The following is an 18,766-nucleotide window of genomic DNA, read 5'->3' as shown; positions in this document are numbered from 1 at the left end:
GCGAAAAACACCACAAGTTTTGATCTAAAAATTAGGGTGTAGTGGACCAAGTGTGTATGCTAAGGTTTATCTTTGGATCGGAACAAACTTACTGTAATGAGCAAACAAACGATAACTAAACAAGCCTTGATTGATATTGCTAATCAAATGTTGCGTGAACATGATGACTATATTCCCGGTATTGAAGTACGTGACGTGACTCAGTATCACGATGTTCTCACTTTTAAGGGCGAAGCTTTTCTGGATGAGGAGCTGTTACCCACGGTGAATAGTCCAACTGCTTTTAATTTGTATAAATGGTTATGCCATCGCTTGTCGGAACAGTACAGTCTTAGCGAATCGGCCTAGCACATACTCGGGCTAAGCTTGACTTCAGTATGAGCACTCACCGTGTGTTGATGGTGTTCAGCGCACTCTCCCCGGTGAATGACATTCGTGGCCTAGTTAGTTGTGTCCAAGGCGTATAACAAGGCTTGGTAAGGCGCTAAGCTGAGTCCTTGTAAATGACTAATTTGCGCTTCGTCTTGTTGTAGATTATTTAGAATCAGTGCCTTTATCTGATAATCCAGACTCACAGCGACCGCTTGTTCACTTAAGTTAGTGACGACTAACAAAGCTTGTTGTTGGTAGCGTCGCAGGTAAGCGAATACTTGTGGATGCTCGGGGAGTAGTAGTTCAAAGCTGCCATATATCAAGATCTCTCCGTAGTCGGCGGACTTACGCAAGGCAATTAGGCGCTGGTAGTGGTAGAACACCGAGTGAGGGTTTTGTAAGGCCTTACTCACATTCACTTCTGGATAGTTTGGATTCACGGCAAGCCATGGCTGAACCTTGCTGAAACCAGCATGCGGTAAATTATCCCATTGCATTGGTGTTCTTGCGTTGTCGCGGGCGCTGGCATATACACCCTGCATAAATTGTTGATGACTTAAGCTTTGCTGTTCAAGTACTTTTTCCTGATAACTATTTTTGATTTCGATGTCTTGGTAGTCATCCAAATGTTCAAAGCGGACGTTGGTCATGCCAATTTCTTCACCTTGATAAATATAGGGCGTGCCTTGCATGCCATGTAATAAGGTGGCAAATAATTTGGCGCTGCGTTGGCGATATTGTCGGTCATTCCCCCAGCGACTCACGATGCGTGGTAGGTCGTGATTATTCCAGAACAGTGCATTCCAACCATCGCCTTGAAAGGCGGTTTGCCACTTGCTCAATACTCTTTTCAAAGCCACCAGATCAAATTTTTGAGTTTGCCATTTACCATGTTGTGGATGCCAGTCTAAAGCGGCGTGTTCAAATTGAAACACCATCGATAGTTCTTCGCGAGCAGGATCAGAGTAACGTTTAGCTATTTCAGGTGTGGCCCCCCAAGTTTCTCCAACGGTGACTAAATTGTGATTGGCGAAACAGGCCTGATGTAGTTGCTGTAACAAAGGATGCAATCGAGGACCATTCTCGGTGATCCCCTGGTCAATCTGTTTGCCAATAAGATCGATTACGTCTAAGCGAAACCCTGCCACTCCTTGAGCAACCCACCAACTGATCATTTGTTGAATTTCTTTCTCTACCTGAGGATTTTCCCAATTTAAATCGGGCTGAGAATCGGCAAACAAGTGAAAATAGTACTGATCGGTGGTGGCATCATAGTTCCAAGCGGGCCCACCAAAGATCGAACGAAGAGAGTTAGGCTGATCGCGCCAAATATAATAATCGCGATAAGGGTTATCTAGGCTTTGCTTCGCTTGTTGGAACCAGTGGTGTTGGTCGGAACTATGGTTAAGAACCAAGTCCATGATGATGCCAATATGATGTTGGCGTGCAGTGGCGATTAATTCTCGTAAGTCATTTAGGCTGCCAAAACGGGGATCGATGGCTTGATAGTCAGCGATGTCGTAGCCGTTATCTTTCATCGGAGAAAGGTAAACCGGGGATAACCAAATCAGGTTAATCCCTAATTTTTCAAGATAAGCTAGTTTGCTGATGATACCACGCAGATCACCATTACCATCCCCACTGCTATCACAAAAACTACGAGGGTAAACCTGATAAACCACTGCCGAATGCCACCACTGCTTTTCCATCTTGGTCTCCGAAATAAAGCGTGTAGACGCTATTGTACTGCTTTAAAAAATGCTGACCTAGCTTGCTGTTGGCTTGATAACGTTTTCATAGTGATTTATTTGTTAGCAGTAGCTGATGTGGCGCATTTCGTCTCATAAAATTAAGAATTTTTTACTAAAATATGATCCGCTTCATGCCGTAACTATCGGGTTAATTATTTATTGTGACGGTTTGCTCAAATCACGGTTTCACTACAGCATGCTTTGCTGAATCGGCGTAAATTGAGCGTCGAGGTATATCGCCAAGGATGGGTAAGTTTGGATTTTACTTGTGGTTCTTTCCTGCGGTTTATTTACCTTCTCATCATAGACCACCAAAGAGTGGCGGTGAAACATTAGTCTAAAGAGACGCTCAAAGATTACACGGGAAAGTAGCAATGAGAAAATTTAGTAAAATCGCCACTAGCGCCTTGCTAGCTGGTGCGGCGCTGAGCTATGCCTCTAGCGCCACGGCAGTGCCTCGCACTGCTTTTGTTCATTTGTTTGAGTGGAGTTGGCAAGATGTTGCCACCGAATGTGAAACCTTTTTAGGGCCTAAGGGCTTCGCTGCGGTACAAGTCTCCCCACCAAATGAGGGGGTAGACAATCCCGCTTGGTGGGCTCGTTATCAGCCAGTGAGTTATCGCTTCAATAGCCGCAGTGGCAACCGCGAGCAGTTTCAAGATATGGTACAACGCTGTAAGGCTTCGGGTGTCGATATTTATGTCGATGCGGTGATTAACCATATGGCAGCATGGGACCGATATTTCCCCGATGTTCCCTATGGCACCAATGATTTCAACTCTTGTACTAGCGAAATAGATTATGGCAATCGTTGGCAGGTACAGTATTGTGATCTAGTGGGCCTCAATGATTTAAAAACCAGTTCTGATTACGTACGACAAAAAATTGCCGATTATATGAATGATGCCACGAGTATGGGGGTGGCTGGTTTTCGAATTGATGCGGCAAAACATATCCCTGCGGAAGATATCGCGGCGATAAAATCTAAACTGAATGGCAATCCATATCTTTTCCAAGAAGTGATCGGTGCTGGTGGCGAGCCGATTCGTCCAACCGAATATACTTATAATGGTAACGTGACGGAATTTGCCTTTGCGCGCCAAATTGGTCCGGCATTTCGTAATAGCAACATTGCCTGGTTGAGAAATCTATCGTCTTCGATGGAGCTAGCCAGTGCTGACGCCGTGACTTTTGTTACCAATCATGATGAGGAACGACATAATCCTAACGGACCGATTTGGCATGGTACAGCGGGTGATGGTTACTTCTTAGCGAATATTTTCACCCTTGCTTATCCTTATGGTTATCCAAAAATCATGTCGGGTTATTACTTTAATGGCGACTTTGATGCGGGTCCACCAAGTACTGGTGTGCATACTGGCAATGCCTGTGGTTTCGATGGTGGGGACTGGGTTTGTGAGCATAAGTGGCGTGGTGTCGCGAATATGGTGGCATTCCGTAACCACACTGCGGCACAGTGGCAATTAACCAATTGGTGGGATAATGGTAACGACCAAATTGCTTTTGGTCGCGGCGGCCTAGGTTTCGTTGTGATCAACAAGCGCGCAGACGGTACTCTAGAGCAAGATCTGAATACTGGTATGGCGGACGGTGACTACTGTAATATTATTGAGGCTAACTTCGATGAGACGAGCGGTGAGTGTATCGTTTCGGCGGATGCGAAAGGTCCTGGAGTGATTACCGTGAGTGGTGGAATGGCCCACTTCAGCGTGAGTGGCGATAATGCTGCGGCGATCCATGTTGGCGCAAAAATTGAGCCTTGTACTGGGGATGATTGTGGTTGTAGCGGAAGTGCTTGCCTGACTCCTGTGACCGCCAGCACCATTTGTTATGACAACGCGGCTCAATTTAATTCGCCAAGTCTTTACTATTGGGGGGCTCAACCTTTGGGCAGCTTAGCCGATGCCAATTGGCCTGGTGTGAGCATGCAGAAAAATGGTAGTTTTTACTGTCATGATCTTGGGGCAAGCCTCAGTCGTGTGAATGTTATCTTTAGTGATAATGGTGCTAAGCAAACTGCCGATTTAACCGTAGCAGGTGCCAGCTGTTACCAAGGCGGACAATGGAAGAGTTTGACCGACTGTGGTTTTATCGTCACGGATCAGCCGGTGGGTGGCAGTGAAGTGTGTTATGACAACCAAGTTGGCTTTACTAATCCAAGCATTTATTACTGGTCAGTTCAAGCTGAAACGGTTGTGAACGATGCCCAATGGCCTGGTACTGCGATGCAGCAAAAAGGGAATTACTATTGTTATGATTTTGGCACCCCCTTGAGTCATTTAAATGTGATTTTTAGTGATAATGGCGCCAATCAAAGTAGTGACTTGAGTACCGATGGTGATGCGCTTTGTTACGCCTCTGGAAGCTGGGTTGCGTCAAGCTATTGCAGCGACTAATTTGCTTGCGGGTTACCTTTAATCGTGGCGGTAAAACGATTGTACTAACCGCATAGCAAACCTTCATTTATTCATGCGTCTCGATTGTGCCCGGCTTGTGCCGGGCTTTTTTATGCTGGGCGCGGTGAGGGACTTTTAGCGGCACCACATAGGGCTTTGTGAGAGCGAAGCGAGTCAGGCTCCGCGCTTCGGTGGCGTCCGTGCATCATTGCCGCACACTGCAGGATGAATGAAACAGGCCCACCTTTGCAGATCCAGATAGGCCCGATCTTAAGATTGTAAGCAGGCGATAGCGGGCATCCACGGATTGTGATTATCCTTGAGGATAGTGCTTACGCATTAAGGCAAAATATAATACTGGTATAACCACTAAGGTCAGTAGCGTAGAAACCAGAATTCCAAAGATAAGGCTGATGGCTAAGCCATTAAAGATTGGGTCATCGAGGATGAATAAAGCCCCGATCATCGCGGCTAGTCCGGTTAACACGATGGGTTTGGCTCGTACCGCCCCCGAACTTATTACGGCTTTGGAAAAAGGTATACCAGCGCTTGCCTGCTGATTGATAAAATCCACCAGCAAAATAGAGTTACGCACAATGATCCCCGCGAGGGCTATCATACCGATCATCGATGTGGCAGTGAACTGGGCGCCTAATAGGGCGTGTCCCGGCATGACCCCGATGATGGTTAACGGGATCGGAGCCATGATGATCAAGGGGACCAAATAAGAACGAAACTGGGCAACCACTAATAGGTAAATCATGATCATCCCCACCGCATAGGCGAGTCCCATGTCGCGGAAAGTTTCGTAGGTTATTTTCCATTCACCATCCCATAAAATGGCAATCTCGCTCAGCCCATCAGGTTGGTCGATATAGTGTTGCGCAAAAGGCAAGCCGGCATCTTTGGCACTGAAGGCCATCTCAAACATGCCGTATAAGGGACTGTCTAAATCACCAGCCATGTCGGCAACGACCATAATCATAGGAATGGCGTTTTTATGCATAATCGGCAGGTTAGTGCTGCCTTGATTGATGCTTACCAATTCACTCAGGGGGATCGCATCGCCTTGTGGGTTATGCAGTCGTAAATTGAGCAGCTGCTCTAAATCAAACTTGTCTTTTTCTGCCAGCTGTAAGCGGATCGGGACCGGATAGAGTTGTTGTTCTCGATGTAAGAAGCTGACATCTTTTCCGCCAATCGCGGTGGTAATGAGGGTAACAATGTTCCCATAGCTAATCCCAAGCTGAGCACTCTTACTACGATCAATCGTAATTCGCCATTGAGTTTGTGGGCTGGGTTGCATGATGTCGATATCAACGATGTCGTTGGTATGATGAAAATGCTGCATTAAAGCACTTGCGGCTTGTTGGCGTATTTCATCGCTGGGGCCATAGACCTCTGCCACAATTGGTGACCAAACTGGTGGCCCTGGCGGGACTTCAACGATTTTGATGTTGGCCTGATAGGGGGCGCCGATCGCTTGCAGTTGTTGTCGCACCGAACTGGCAATACTGTGACTATCACGTTGCCGATGGGCTTTATCAACTAAGTTTACCTGGATATCACCGAGCTCTTGGCTACTGCGTGTAAAGTAGTGACGGACTAAGCCATTGAAGTTAATCGGGGCGGTGGTGCCGGCATATAGTTGTAAGTCAGCAACTTCGGGGATGGTGAGCAAGTAATCGCTCAGCTCAAAGAGAAGTCTTTGATTTTGCTCTAAACTGCGCCCTTCAGGTAGATCAACCATCACCTGAAACTCTGACTTGTTGTCGAAGGGAAGCATTTTCATAACCACCAATTTATTAATGGGTAAGGCGACGGCGGCAATAATCATCAATAGTACGACTAACCACAACCAGATCCGGTTCTTGCCGCCTCGGTGAGGGTCTAGAAACGGCCGCATTAGTTGTTCGAATAAACGGTGTAATTTCGAGCCTTGGCTCGATTCGGCTGGATGATCAGGGGTATTTTTGAGTAGTTTAGCGCTTAGCCAAGGTGACAGGATAAAGGCCACCGACAAAGAGATTAACATGCCAAGGCTGGCATTAATTGGAATGGGGCTCATGTAGGGCCCCATCAAACCGGAAACAAAGGCCATCGGAAGCAGTGCGGCAATCACGGTAAACGTTGCCAAAATAGTTGGCCCACCCACTTCATCTACCGCTTGAGGGATAATTTGGCTTAGCTTGGCGGGTTCGGCATGCTTGGCTGCCAGCCGCATATGTCGGTGGATGTTTTCGACCACCACAATTGCGTCATCGACTAGAATGCCGATGGAAAAAATCAGTGCAAAGAGAGAGACCCGATTAAGGGTAAAGCCCCAAGCCCAGGAAGCAAATAAAGTCATCGCGAGGGTGATGACAATCGCGATCCCCACCACAATAGCTTCTCGCCAGCCCATGGCCAGCAGCACCAACAGTACAACGGCGATTGTGGCAAACACCAGTTTGCCAATCAGAGTATTGGCTTTGTCAGCGGCAGTGGCGCCATAATTACGGCTCAGTTGGTGTTTCACCTGATGTGGAATGAGTACATTATCCAGTTGGCTTAGCCGTTGTTCGATACGTTCCGCCAGTTGTACCGCGTTTTCACCCGCTTGTTTGGCGATAGCAATCGTGACGGAAGGAAATTTACCTTGCTGGTTGACCAGCCACACGCTTTGACTGGGTAATTCAGCTCCAACCTTGATGCTGGCAACATCAGCCAAGAATACCGGTTTTTGATTGTGGGTTGCTATCACCAAGTTCTCTAATTCGCTGGCGGATCGTAAGAATTGCCCGCTTTGCACCTTGATGACTCGGTTATCTTGGATCAGATCGGCTAATCCTGATTGTTGGTTATTGCTTTGTAACTGCTGGGCGATCTGGTCAAATTCGACCCCATAGGCGTTGAGTTTCACTGGATCAACTCGGACTGAAGCGACCATCGCTTGCTCACCTAAGGTATAGACATCTTTGGTGCCGGGGATCCGTTTTAATTCAGTTTCTAAAGTGCGGGCGATTTTAGTTAGGTCGAAGGGACTCAGTGTGAGACTCTCGTCCCATAAGGACAGGCTTACGATGGGCACATCGTCAATTGCTCTGGGTTTAATTAAGGGTTGTCCGACGCCCGCACCACTGGGGAGCTTGTCTAAGTTTGCATAGATTTGGTTGTATAAGTTTACGATGGCGTCATTGCGTTTTACACCGACATCAAACACCACAATAATCATCGCACCATTGGGTTGTGAGAATGAATACAGAGTATCGATACCATTCAGCTCGGAGATGATTTTTTCTGCTGGTAGCGTAACTAAATTCTCGACTTCTTTGGGACTTGCACCGGGGAAGGGAATATAGACATCAGCAAAGGTCACATCAATTTGTGGTTCTTCTTCTTTGGGGGTGATCAGTACCGAAAATATCCCAAGTAATAGACCAATTAAGGCTAATAAAGGGGTAATCGGTGAGTTTAAGAAGCGCTCGCCAATGCGTCCTGCAATTCCCATGACTACTGCTCCCCATCTAACATCGCTTGGTAAGCCGATAGTGCGATTTGGTCATTTTCTTGTAAGCCAGAAAGCACTTGTACCTGTTGTTGTTTGCGTTCTCCAAGGCGAACTTGGTTCAGGCTAAAGCCCTTGGCAGTTTTTAAATAGACCGCACTGAGTTCATTGAGCTGTAATACCGCAGACTGAGGGATCCAGATTTGCTCTCGCCAGCCGTAACTAAAACTCAATTTCGCCCAGCTACCGGGATAAATGTTGGCGCGTTCAGTGGGCAGATTAAGCCGGATCTTGAAAGTGTGAGATTGTTGATCGGCGTGGCTAAACAGAATAAAGTCCTTGGACTGTATCGGATTTTGGCCATCGATAATCAGCGAGAACAAAGTTTGATTATTAATCACATCTAAATAACGCTGTGGCACATTGGCCACCGCACGCATATGTTCGAGTGAGTAGCCAGAATAAAGTGCCTGGCCTTGTGAAATGGTCTCACCCAATTGCACATGGCGTTCGGTTACAACGCCAGAGAAAGGTGCTTTAACAACGGTGTAATCAAGCGTTTCTTTTGCTTGTACTAGGGCGGCCTTGGCGGCTTTTACTGCACTGGTTGCTGCCTTTGCCTCTGTTTCGGCCAGATCCAGTTGACCCTTAGAGACCGCGCCTTGGGGATAGAGCTTTTGCAGGCGTAACCATTGGCGTTGCGCTTCGTTGTTTTGCGCAATGGCACTGCTGAGTTGGGCGTTTGCCGCGGCGTAGGCGGCCGATTGCTGAGTGCTGGTGATTTCGAGAATGATGGCGTCTTTCTCGACAAAATCATTCACATCATAATAAAGGCTTAATACTCGCCCCGAGGTCTGTGCAGCTAAGGTTGCCGCATCGACAGCTTCGATGACCGCGTCGAGTTCAACATGAATGGGGGTCATTGCCGAGCTGACCGTAACCGTTTCTAGGTCTGCAGGGGCGGCATCAACCGTGTTGGCTGCAAACGTTAGCAGTCCAGTGAAAAAAACAGTGGCTAAGCTTTGCATCTGACATCTCCCTTGTAAAAAGGCGCTAGTACTAGCGCCGTAGTCCTAGTCTGCTAAAGACAAGCTTGCTCTGCGAGCCAAGTTTTATAGCCTCCGGTAAGATTTTTGGCCTTAAAACCAAGATTGGCTAACTGGCGATAGGCAACGTTGCCACGTAAACCAACCATGCAATAAATGAGTATTTCCTTGTCTTTAGGGAGCTCATCAATGCGTTCACGAAGTTGATCCACTGGAATGTTGATTGCTCCGGGGATCGTACCGAGTTGCTCTAATTCGTTGGGATTGCGCACGTCTAAGATAAGTTGTTGCTCGGAGGCTTGATTGATTTCAGCGCTATGACACAGGTGGGTATGCCCTTCAATACTATTCGCTGCGACAAAGCCTGCTTGGTTAATGATATCCTTCGCGCTGCCAAAAGGTGGCGCATAAGTTAGCTCAAGGTGTTGTAAGTCGAAGACGGTCATACCGGCTCGCTGGGCGACCGCAAGGATATCAATTCGCTTGTCGACTCCCTCTTTACCTATCGCTTGTGCGCCATAGATCAAGCCACTTTGAGGATGAAATAATAGTTTTAAATTTATTGGCTGAGCGCCCGGATAATAGCCGGCGTGGCTTGCTGCGTGCAGGTATACTTTTTGATACTCAAGCCCCTTAGCTTGCAAGTTTTTTTCATTTAAGCCAGTGGAAGCTACGGCTAAATCGAAGACTTTACAGATAGCCGTACCCTGGCTGCGTTGGTAGTGCTCGTTGGCACCAAAGATGTTATTTGCAACCATTCGTCCTTGACGATTCGCTGGCCCCGCAAGTGGGATTAATGCGGCATCTCCGGTAACAAATTCAGGGTCTTCTATGGCATCCCCCACCGCATAAATAGATGGGTCGGAAGTTTGTAGTTGGCTATTCACTTGAATCCCGCCGAGTTTTCCTAACTCAAGCCCTGCAAGCTTGGCTAAGCTCGTTTCTGGTTTTACCCCGATAGCCATGATGAGGAGTTCTGTTTCGAGCATCTCACCATTGCTGAGGCGCAAAGAAAGCGCGTCGGAATTGAGGTTTGCCAGCTCTTCTTTTTGTTCCGCAGCGGGCGGGAATACCGCTTCTAAGGCGACGCCTAAATGTAAATCAACACCGTGATGGCGTAGCTCTTGGTGAAGTGGGCTGGCCATTTCTGGGTCGACCGGTGCCATGATCTGAGAAGAGAGTTCAATCAGGCTGGTATTGATTCCACGTTGCACCAATGCTTCAGCCATTTCGATGCCAATAAAGCCACCGCCAACTACGGTGGCATGTTTGGGTTGATTGATATCGATACTGGCGATGATTTTGTCCATATCAGGAATATTGCGCAGTGAAAAGGTGCGCTGATTATCAATACCGGGTAATGGGGGGACAATTGGTGCGGCTCCTGGACTAAGCACCAGAGCATCGTAACTTTCTTGATAATCTTGCTGAGTCAGTAAGTCGCGGATCGTTACCGTTTTGTGTTCTCGGTCAATGCTCAGTACTTCATGCATCACTCTGACATCAACATTGAAGCGGGCTTTAAAGCTTGCGGGAGTTTGCAATAACAGCGCATCACGTTGTTCGATGTCGCCACCAATATGATAGGGCAGGCCACAGTTTGCAAAAGAAATATAGGGGCCGCGTTCCAACATAATAATTTCAGCGCTTTCACTTAAACGCCGCGCCCTCGCTGCAGCTGAAGCGCCGCCTGCAACTCCCCCCACAATAACAATCTTACGCATAACTCTCTCCAAAAATTAAACTATAGCGGTATCGGCAAATACCGCTCTTGAAACTCAAGACTAAATTGATAAATATCAAACGCCGTTTATTTAAAACCTAGACGTTTAAACACCATTGCCGCTGGGCAAAAGCCAGTCACTGCACTTTGGATTAGGTTCACTCCGATGAATACGGTAAACCAAACAAAGTTAGGATGAACCCAGTAAGTTAATAGCAGTGAGCACAACACCATACTGCCAGCAAAAATCCGAACCACATTTTCTAAAGACATAATCGACCTCCTGAAAAACTGTAGTAACTTTATATTAGCTTTATCTAATTCACAATGGTCTAAATTAAAATATTCTAAATTAGATTTGACTAAATAAAGTGGTTTTGTATAATTTCGCCATGTTGATAGGGGGAACTATGCAAGATGTATTGGCGCTACGTAACAATGTTTTATTAGTCAGTGAGTTGCTTAAAACTATTGCTCATCCCGATCGCCTAGTCGTACTTTGTTTGCTTAGTGATGGTGAAATGGGGGTGACAGAACTACGCCAATATAGTCAAAATAGTCAGTCTGCGTTTTCTCAACATTTAAAGGTATTAAGAGAAAGTCAGTTGGTGTCGGTGCGTAAAGAGTCTCAAAATGTTTATTACTCTTTAGCCGATCCTCGGATTAAGCAGTTACTTAGTAGTTTACGACAAAATTTCTGCGGTTAATTTTTAACAGCCCACCTACAGCCATCATTTTCTATTTTTTTCTTGGAGTTATTTATGAGTCACTTTACCCCTTGGAGCGCCCTGTTGGGGGGCATGTTATTGGGCCTGTCTGCGTCTTTGTTATTACTGTTGACGGGTAGAACTGCAGGGATTAGCGGTGTATTAGGTGGCATTTTTGGCGCGGCTAAGAGTGAATGGCCATGGCGGGTTGCTTTCATTGCAGCGATGGCAGTCAGCGTATTGATTACCCAGCCATTGGGGGTGAGTTTACCGATGTTGCCTAATTATTCCTTGGCTTGGACCATTATCGCTGGCTTGGCGGTGGGCGTGGGGACACAATTGGCTAATGGCTGTACAAGTGGCCATGGGATCTGTGGGATTGGCCGATTTTCCACTCGGTCTATTTTAGCCACATCGATATTTATGTTCACTGCGGTGTTGGTGGTGGGCTTGAATGCCCATTTTGGACTCGTCCATGTATAAAGTTATCGTGGGTTTAGTCACCGGTTTATTATTTGGTCTGGGGATGAATATATCGCAAATGGTTGATCCGAATAAGGTGCTTAATTTTTTAGATATATTTGGCGCTTGGGATCCGAGTTTAGCCTTTGTGATTGGCGGTGCTTTGCTGGTCTTCATTCCTTTTTACCATTTAATTATCAAGCCTCGCCGGCTGGCTATAAATGGCGATGAGTATCGCTGTGTATCGGTTAAACAAGCGATTACTGGGCGTCTGGTTGTAGGCTCCGTGTTATTTGGTATTGGCTGGGGCATGGTTGGTATCTGTCCGGGTCCTGCTGTCGCGGGTCTGTTACGTGGAGATATGATGATTTATTGGTTTATTGCCAGCATGTTGTTTGGCCATTACGCGAGTCAGTGGATTTTTGCTAAGACTTAAACCAGAAACTAGGAGGAAGCAGGGCTTCCTCTTATGGCTTGCTCGGTGAGTGGGATTAGTCGGTGTGTTGCTGAATGATGGCAATGATCCCTAGCCCCGATAAGTCTTCATTCCAATTGCAAGTTTCAACCACGTTTTCAACATGATGATAAGGCAATACACTGGCTTCTAAAGTGTTATTCATGGCGCTTTGCATGTGGCTAAATGCTCTGATCCCAGGGCCAGAGATAACAATTTTCTGTGGGTTAAATAGTGCCATGATATTGGCTAAACCTAGACCTAACACCATGCCTGCTTGATTAAATATTTGGGTCATGGGCTCATTGGGATTGCTGGCTAACTGATTTAAATGCTGCATTTGTTGTTCGCTAGGATGGAGTAAATCATCTTGTGGTAATTTATAGATAGCGCAAGCATCTCGATAGATGGCGTAATCGCCTAGGTAAGCCTCGATACAGCCGCGTTTACCGCAACGGCATTGTGGCCCATTGAGACTGAATTTGGTGTGGCCAAATTCCGTTGAAGCGATCATCGATGGTTGATAGCTTGGATTGTTCACAATTAGTCCCATGCCAACCCCGTAGCCGAGTTGAATAGCAACTAAGTTATCTGTTGCTCGGTATTGCTCTTGATTCTTGATGGCAACGGCTAAGCAATAGGCGTCATTTGCCATAAAAACAGGGAGTTCCAAGCGTTGTTCGAGTTGATCGAGTAGTTGTGGATGTTCACCACATACCGCTGGGCTCCATAAAATTCCCCGAGCATCACTTCTTACGACGCCTTGCTGAGCAATGCCGAGTCCACGGATCTTACTGCGGTCGAGACCTTGTTGTTGAATGAAGTCTTCGACCACATCATGCAACCAGTTAAGAAGTTGTATTTGATTGAATTCTAGAGTGGCTGGATTCAACTTTGTTTGCCCAACAATTTTTCCAGTTGCGTCACCGAGGAATAGTCGGACTTCATTGATGGATAGCTTAAGACCAATATAAAAAGCAGCATCACTTACAATTTTTAGTTTAACTTTGGGGCGACCCCGGCTTGCGGATGGATCTAATTCGCTTCTTTGTTCGCTGAGTAAACCTTGTTGAAGTAATTCGGCAGTAATGGCGGTGATGGTCGCTGGACTTAGCTTACTGTAAGAACCTATATCAACTCTTGCTAGTTCCTGATGTTGGCGAAGTGTCCGCAAAATATCTCGACGGTTAGCGGCTCGGATCAACTCAGTTTCAGTCACTTTCTTCATGCAATGATGGCCTGCAATAATAATTTATGTATTAAAAATAGTCACTTATCTATTAACTCGTCAGCAAATTTTAGCGAATTGTTAATTGAGTCACGCATTCAATACAAAGGGTCAGTTGCTGGCTATCTTTCATTGTGGACTTCACTGTAGAAAATCTGCAGCGAATTGCTCCAATTGTCGCTTGTGTATTAAACGACGGGTAGACAGCCAGAAAAGATAACTTGACTGCCAAGATTTAGTTGTTTGCTGGGACTTGGCTATAGTTTAACCACGACCTGTTGGATTTAGATTGGAGGCTGTTTGCAATTTTATGTTTGGCTGCGGTTATGGCTCAGTCTTATTCTTTTGAATCTAACCCCTTGCTTGTTGGCTGATGAATTACGGGTGGTCACCCATGTATTGCCCCCTTACACTGTGTTGGAAGACCAACGGCTTAGTGGTTCATCTGTCGATTTGGTTTATTGCACTTTAAATTCTCTCAATCAACCTTATTCGGTGACTGTTCGTCCAGTGTCTCGCGCTGAACAGCAGCTGGAGCTGGGACTGATGGACATGTTTTTTATCGCAAGTGAAACTTCGGCAAGGAGTGCGGTGGCGGCGTTTAGTCAGCCCGTTGCCTATGCCAGACGGATGTTATATGGTCTCAATGAACACTTGCCAACGATGAATGATGCTCAAATAAGACAATTAACGGTGGGTGTATTGCATGGTTCGGCGATGCACCGCTGGTTGTTAGATCAGCAGTTTCCTCATATTAAATCACGTTATAACTACCATATTTTGTTTGAAATGTTAGAGCGTGGGCGTATCGATTCGGTATTAGCGCCAGAAGATGTATATCAGCAAGAGCTATCAGATCAGCATATTCGTCAGAAGTTATATAGCCAATTAATGAAATACATACCGATCGGTGTGTATATCAGTCACACTTGGTTGGCAGAGCATCCTGGGTTTATGGCTGCTTTTAATCAACATTTGCAAATTTGCAAAAAACTAACAGTAAACCAGCAGAGCGCTGAGCATTTCATTGGATCTGCTATGACTGTTGGTACTGCTTCGCTAAATGCCGATAAGCTTGATATTTTTTGATCAATTCGATTTGGCTGAGTGTGGCATTATCGAATAGTAAGGCACCGTTGTTTTCTAGTTGCAGAAACACCGTCGCTAACATGGTAATGACTTTGTCGATCCGCTTTAAGGTCATTGTCGTGCAGCTCTTACCGTGAATGTCATCGGCAATATCAAGACAATGCGAGCGAAAACTTTCGCTAATAAATAAGTTTTTTAAGGAGCGTTCGTTATCTAAGGCATATTCCCAGCGCTCGATAATTTCAGTTTGCCATTGAATAATAAGCGGTTGTGCGTAGTTTTGCTTTAGCCAAATGAGCTTTTGGGTATAGCTGTCGAGAGCGGTTTCCTTCAATTCACGAAATAACGCCAGTTGATCGGCTGGGCTCATCACATCCTGATAACGCAATAAGTAACCGAATACGTTACGGGTTTCTAGACGTTCTGCCGCATGAAAAGCGGGTGAGGCGAGACCGTCACTATTGTAGTGTTCGAGGGGGTTATAAGCATACATATAGCCAAAATCGAATAAGTGAATATTACGGCCATCGTATAAAATATTCCCTGGGCATAGATCCCATTCCATCAGACCTGCTTGCTCCAGAGCGAACAGCGTGGCAAATATCTGACGGAATATCTCCCGGCTAAAACTGGCGAGAGGTTTACCGTCGATCCACGGTGATAAAATGAATCCCAGCCGATAATTTGCGTAGAGCGTACTTACCAGAGGTGCAAAAGCTTTAGCGGTTCGGGGGGAATCTTTTAAGGCTTGGATGTCTCGGCGGCGTTGCACTTCATTTAAAAATGAAGTTTCACCATCCACATTATGCACTAAAGCCTGCGCTCGCTTCCGCTTTAGATTGTAGTGACGGCCATGAATATACAAGTGGAGCACAATGGCGGTTAAGCCGTCTTCAAAGGTTTCGACGACATAGGGGGAATCAAGCCTTAAGCTTGCTAACTCTTCGACGGGCAATGGGCAGGCCTCTGCTTGCCCAACAATAATGTTTGCTTCACCCTGCTGAAAGTTTAACTGCGTCTGTTGGCGTTGCTTCACGAGTGGGTTCATCGTATTGACCTCACATCCATTGATCCTAATTTGCTGAGTCTATGCCGATCGCAGAAGCAAGTAAGGTAAAATTTAGAGATGAAAACCTTTTCGGTCACAGAACTTCCACTAGCAGCGGAAATTATTCGCTTGGGATCACATCTACGACCTAATTTAGGCTTGAGGTTTGTCCAATAAGTGACCTTTAATTGATTAAAAAATAAAGATTTATTTATCTTTGTTGAGCGCTGCACGAAGTGCCGCAATACCAATTGAGCCTTTTTCTTGGCGTTGCTCTACACTTTCTTTTTGGCGTCTTTGTTCCCAAATGAGATCGTTTTGAGGTAATTCATAGAGAAAGCGGCTTGGCTCAGGCTTAATTAATTCACCAAACTGACGGCGTTCTTTGGTTAAGGTAAAGGTGAGTTCTCGTTGCGCTCGAGTGATCCCCACATAAGCTAGGCGCCGCTCTTCATCAACATTTTCCTCATCGATACTGCTTTGGTGGGGGAGCAGACCTTCTTCCATTCCGATTAAGTAAACATAAGGAAATTCCAAACCTTTTGAGGCATGTAAGGTCATCAATTGCACTTGATCACTTTCTTCATCGTCTTCGCCTCGTTCCATCATGTCTCGTAACATTAGGCGATTCACAACTTGCGGCAGGTTCATCGCCTCGTTGTCGTCATCTCCTTCTAACATTCCGCTCACCCAGCGAAACAGCTCAGACACGTTTTTCATCCGCATTTCTGCGGCTTTAGGGCTGGGACTGGTTTCGTAAAGGAAGTCTTCGTAGTGAATATCACGGATTAAATCACGCACCGCTTGCAGTGCATCTCCCTGTTCTACCCGCTGTGCGAGGCTGAGTAACCAGTGGCTGAACTGGCCGACAGATTTGAGTGCTCGGGTGGGTAAAATGCTTTCCATTTCAGAATGTTTGGCTGCAGCAAACAAACTGATTTGTTGCTGGTTGGCAAAGCTGCCTACTTTTTCCAAGGTGCTTGGGCCAATTTCACGGCGGGGGGTATTAATCACTCGCAGCAAGGCATTGTCATCCTCCTGATTTACTAAAACACGTAGGTAGGCCATGATATCTTTGATTTCGGCGCGAGAGAAAAATGACGTGCCACCACTAATTTTGTAGGGCACGCGGTTGTTCATCAGAACCTTTTCTAATAAGCGTGACTGGTGATTGCCTCGATAGAGAATAGCGTAGTCTTTATGGCTGGCACCATTCATAAAGCGATGGCCGATTAATTCGGCGACCACACGCTCAGCTTCTTGCTCTTCGTTCTTGGCGAACAATATTTTGACCGCTTCACCATAATCGAGTTCGGAGAATAAGGTTTTATCAAATATATGTTCGTTATTTTCGATCAGAATATTGGCACATTTTAGGATCCGCTGAGTTGAACGATAGTTTTGCTCTAACTTGATGACCTGTAATGCCGGGAAGTCGGTTTGCAGTTGCATCAAGTTTTTCGGTTGTGCACCGCGCCAAGAATAAATGCTTTGGTCATCATCTCCAACCACGGTAAAACAAGCCCGGCTGCCGGCGAGTAGCTTGACCAGTTGATACTGGCTGGTATTGGTATCTTGGTACTCATCTACCAGTAGGTATTGAATGCTGTCTTGCCAACGTTGGCGAACTGCTGAATCGTGGGTGAGTAGCAGAGTTGGCATTAAAATTAAGTCATCAAAATCCAAGGCATTATAAGCGGTGAGTTGGCGTTGGTAAGTTTCATATAGACTGGCAAATAATTGCTGTTGTTCACCTTGCGCGTGGCGTAGCGCCTGAGTGGGCAAAATGAGGTCATTTTTCCAGTTGGAAATGCTGGTAATCAGTTGTTTAAGTAAATCTTTATCGCCTTCTAGCTGTTGTTCCGTTAACTCTTTGAGTAAAGACATTTGGTCTTGATCATCAAATAGCGAGAAGTTGGGTTTTAGTTTTAAACTTTTATATTCACGACGAATAATATCTAAACCTAAGGTATGAAAAGTCGACACTCGTAAGCCGCGGCTTTCTTTGCGCCCTAGGGTCTGCCCCACTCGCTCCTTCATCTCTCTCGCCGCTTTATTGGTGAATGTCACCGCTGCAATGTGTTTCGGCTTATAGCCACAGTTTTGAATTAAATGGGCAATTTTGTTGGTAATGACTCGTGTTTTTCCGCTACCTGCGCCAGCTAATACTAAACAGGGGCCCGAGACATAACTGACAGCTTTTGATTGAGCGGGGTTTAACTTCACAAGGAGGTCCTTCAATAATTGGCCGACTATTTTAGCTGATTGACGTAAGGCAATCTATGCTGCTGTTCGTGTGGTTTTTAGAATTGAGAACGAAAAAACTGTGAACTGAACACATATTCATTGATTAAATTGTTCATTGTTTTATACTTTTCGACTTTATGAATCAGTGTTCATTTTATGACTAGTGATAAACGTGTGCGTATTTTGAGCGCAGCTGGCGTCTTAATTAGTCGCTCTGGGGTTGACGCTTGTTCTATCCATCGCGTGGCAAAGCAGGCGGGGGTGGCTACCGGAACGATTTATTTATACTTCAAAAATAAAGAAACCCTGATGGCTGAACTGCATGAACGTAACTTACGTTTGTATGCCGAGGCTTTTGTTGCGGGGGTTGAAGATGAGTCTGACTTGCTGGGTCAGCATCGTCGTCTTTGGCGAAATGCGCTAAATTATCATAAGCTGAATCCAACGATACATCGTTTATGGGTTCACTTAGAGACCTTACCCAGGGGTCATCGTCATCAACAATTGGTTGAAGATTTGTTTCAGCCGGTGAAACATTTTTTAAGTTCAGGTGTCGAACAAGGCTACTTTAAACCTTTACCTGGAGAGTTGTTATACGCTTTGGCCTTTGGTCAAATTAATGAAATCTGTCGTTTTATGATGCTTCGGCAAGTGCAATTTAGTGAGCAAGATATGGATGCTGCTCAATTAGCTAGCTGGGACGCTATTATTTTACATCCTTAGTGACTGGAGTTG

Annotated in this window: 15 protein-coding genes; 7 read left to right on the top strand and 8 right to left on the bottom strand. The window is 45.9% G+C overall.

Annotated features, from left to right (window positions below; translation table 11 throughout):
• The first annotated feature begins 96 nt into the window (after nt 1-96).
• Nucleotides 97-348 (top strand): DUF2498 family protein, encoded by a 252-nt coding sequence (locus ACRRSW_RS21160; protein WP_432455581.1) that lies wholly within the window; start codon nt 97-99, stop codon nt 346-348.
• A 92-nt stretch (nt 349-440) separates the two neighbouring features.
• Here the strand turns inward: ACRRSW_RS21160 and ACRRSW_RS21155 are convergent, their stop codons facing one another.
• The gene (locus ACRRSW_RS21155) at nt 441-2,081 is read right to left on the bottom strand and encodes a glycoside hydrolase family 13 protein (protein WP_432455583.1); all 1,641 of its coding nucleotides are present in this window, start codon (nt 2,079-2,081) and stop codon (nt 441-443) included.
• A gap of 416 nt (nt 2,082-2,497) precedes the next feature.
• Between ACRRSW_RS21155 and ACRRSW_RS21150 the strand changes: the two genes are divergently transcribed.
• The gene (locus ACRRSW_RS21150; RefSeq protein ID WP_432460368.1) at nt 2,498-4,540 is read left to right on the top strand and encodes a starch-binding protein; all 2,043 of its coding nucleotides are present in this window, start codon (nt 2,498-2,500) and stop codon (nt 4,538-4,540) included.
• Nucleotides 4,541-4,853: 313 nt separating this feature from the next.
• Here the strand turns inward: ACRRSW_RS21150 and ACRRSW_RS21145 are convergent, their stop codons facing one another.
• From ACRRSW_RS21145 to ACRRSW_RS21130, 4 genes are all read right to left on the bottom strand, one after another.
• Nucleotides 4,854-8,030, bottom strand: coding sequence for an efflux RND transporter permease subunit (locus ACRRSW_RS21145; protein ID WP_432460367.1), 3,177 nt, complete (start codon nt 8,028-8,030; stop codon nt 4,854-4,856).
• Nucleotides 8,031-8,032: 2 nt separating this feature from the next.
• A complete protein-coding gene (locus ACRRSW_RS21140; RefSeq protein ID WP_432460366.1) occupies nt 8,033-9,055 on the bottom strand; it encodes an efflux RND transporter periplasmic adaptor subunit in 1,023 nt (340 codons plus the stop codon).
• A gap of 53 nt (nt 9,056-9,108) precedes the next feature.
• Nucleotides 9,109-10,797, bottom strand: a complete 1,689-nt coding sequence (locus ACRRSW_RS21135; protein WP_432460365.1) for an FAD-dependent oxidoreductase — start codon at nt 10,795-10,797, stop codon at nt 9,109-9,111.
• An 86-nt stretch (nt 10,798-10,883) separates the two neighbouring features.
• Nucleotides 10,884-11,069: a YgaP family membrane protein gene (locus ACRRSW_RS21130; protein ID WP_432455588.1), complete on the bottom strand. Its 186-nt coding sequence runs from the start codon at nt 11,067-11,069 to the stop codon at nt 10,884-10,886.
• 137 nt (nt 11,070-11,206) lie between these two features.
• Between ACRRSW_RS21130 and ACRRSW_RS21125 the strand changes: the two genes are divergently transcribed.
• The 3 genes from ACRRSW_RS21125 to ACRRSW_RS21115 are packed head-to-tail and all read left to right on the top strand — an operon-like array spanning nt 11,207 to nt 12,401.
• A complete protein-coding gene (locus ACRRSW_RS21125) occupies nt 11,207-11,503 on the top strand; it encodes an ArsR/SmtB family transcription factor (protein WP_432455589.1) in 297 nt (98 codons plus the stop codon).
• Nucleotides 11,504-11,557: 54 nt separating this feature from the next.
• Nucleotides 11,558-11,986 carry a YeeE/YedE family protein gene (locus ACRRSW_RS21120; protein WP_432455590.1) on the top strand — a complete coding sequence of 143 codons (429 nt, stop codon included), beginning with the start codon at nt 11,558-11,560 and terminating at the stop codon, nt 11,984-11,986.
• Complete coding sequence (locus ACRRSW_RS21115; RefSeq protein ID WP_432455591.1) at nt 11,979-12,401, top strand: DUF6691 family protein; 423 nt, start codon at nt 11,979-11,981, stop codon at nt 12,399-12,401. Before ACRRSW_RS21120 ends, ACRRSW_RS21115 begins: the two co-directional genes overlap by 8 nt.
• Before the next feature lie 55 nt (nt 12,402-12,456).
• Here the strand turns inward: ACRRSW_RS21115 and ACRRSW_RS21110 are convergent, their stop codons facing one another.
• Nucleotides 12,457-13,647: an ROK family protein gene (locus tag ACRRSW_RS21110; protein ID WP_432460364.1), complete on the bottom strand. Its 1,191-nt coding sequence runs from the start codon at nt 13,645-13,647 to the stop codon at nt 12,457-12,459.
• 300 nt (nt 13,648-13,947) lie between these two features.
• Here ACRRSW_RS21110 and ACRRSW_RS21105 point away from each other — a divergent pair, with 300 nt between their 5' ends.
• Complete coding sequence (locus ACRRSW_RS21105; protein WP_432460363.1) at nt 13,948-14,736, top strand: substrate-binding periplasmic protein; 789 nt, start codon at nt 13,948-13,950, stop codon at nt 14,734-14,736.
• Here the strand turns inward: ACRRSW_RS21105 and ACRRSW_RS21100 are convergent.
• Together ACRRSW_RS21100 and rep are read right to left on the bottom strand one after the other, a co-directional pair.
• Entirely contained in the window at nt 14,684-15,784 is a 1,101-nt protein-coding gene (locus tag ACRRSW_RS21100) for a phosphotransferase (protein ID WP_432455594.1), read from the bottom strand. The genes ACRRSW_RS21105 and ACRRSW_RS21100 overlap by 53 nt on opposite strands.
• A 207-nt stretch (nt 15,785-15,991) precedes the next feature.
• A complete protein-coding gene (gene rep, locus ACRRSW_RS21095) occupies nt 15,992-18,010 on the bottom strand; it encodes a DNA helicase Rep (protein WP_432460362.1) in 2,019 nt (672 codons plus the stop codon).
• A 177-nt stretch (nt 18,011-18,187) separates the two neighbouring features.
• On the opposite strand from rep, the gene ACRRSW_RS21090 reads away from it, so the two are divergent.
• Nucleotides 18,188-18,754 carry a TetR/AcrR family transcriptional regulator gene (locus ACRRSW_RS21090; RefSeq protein ID WP_432460361.1) on the top strand — a complete coding sequence of 189 codons (567 nt, stop codon included), beginning with the start codon at nt 18,188-18,190 and terminating at the stop codon, nt 18,752-18,754.
• The last annotated feature ends 12 nt before the right edge of the window (nt 18,755-18,766 follow it).

Source organism: Agarivorans sp. QJM3NY_25 (assembly GCF_050870875.2).
Classification (GTDB): Bacteria; Pseudomonadota; Gammaproteobacteria; order Enterobacterales; family Celerinatantimonadaceae; genus Agarivorans.
This window is presented reverse-complemented; position numbering and strand designations above follow the sequence as displayed.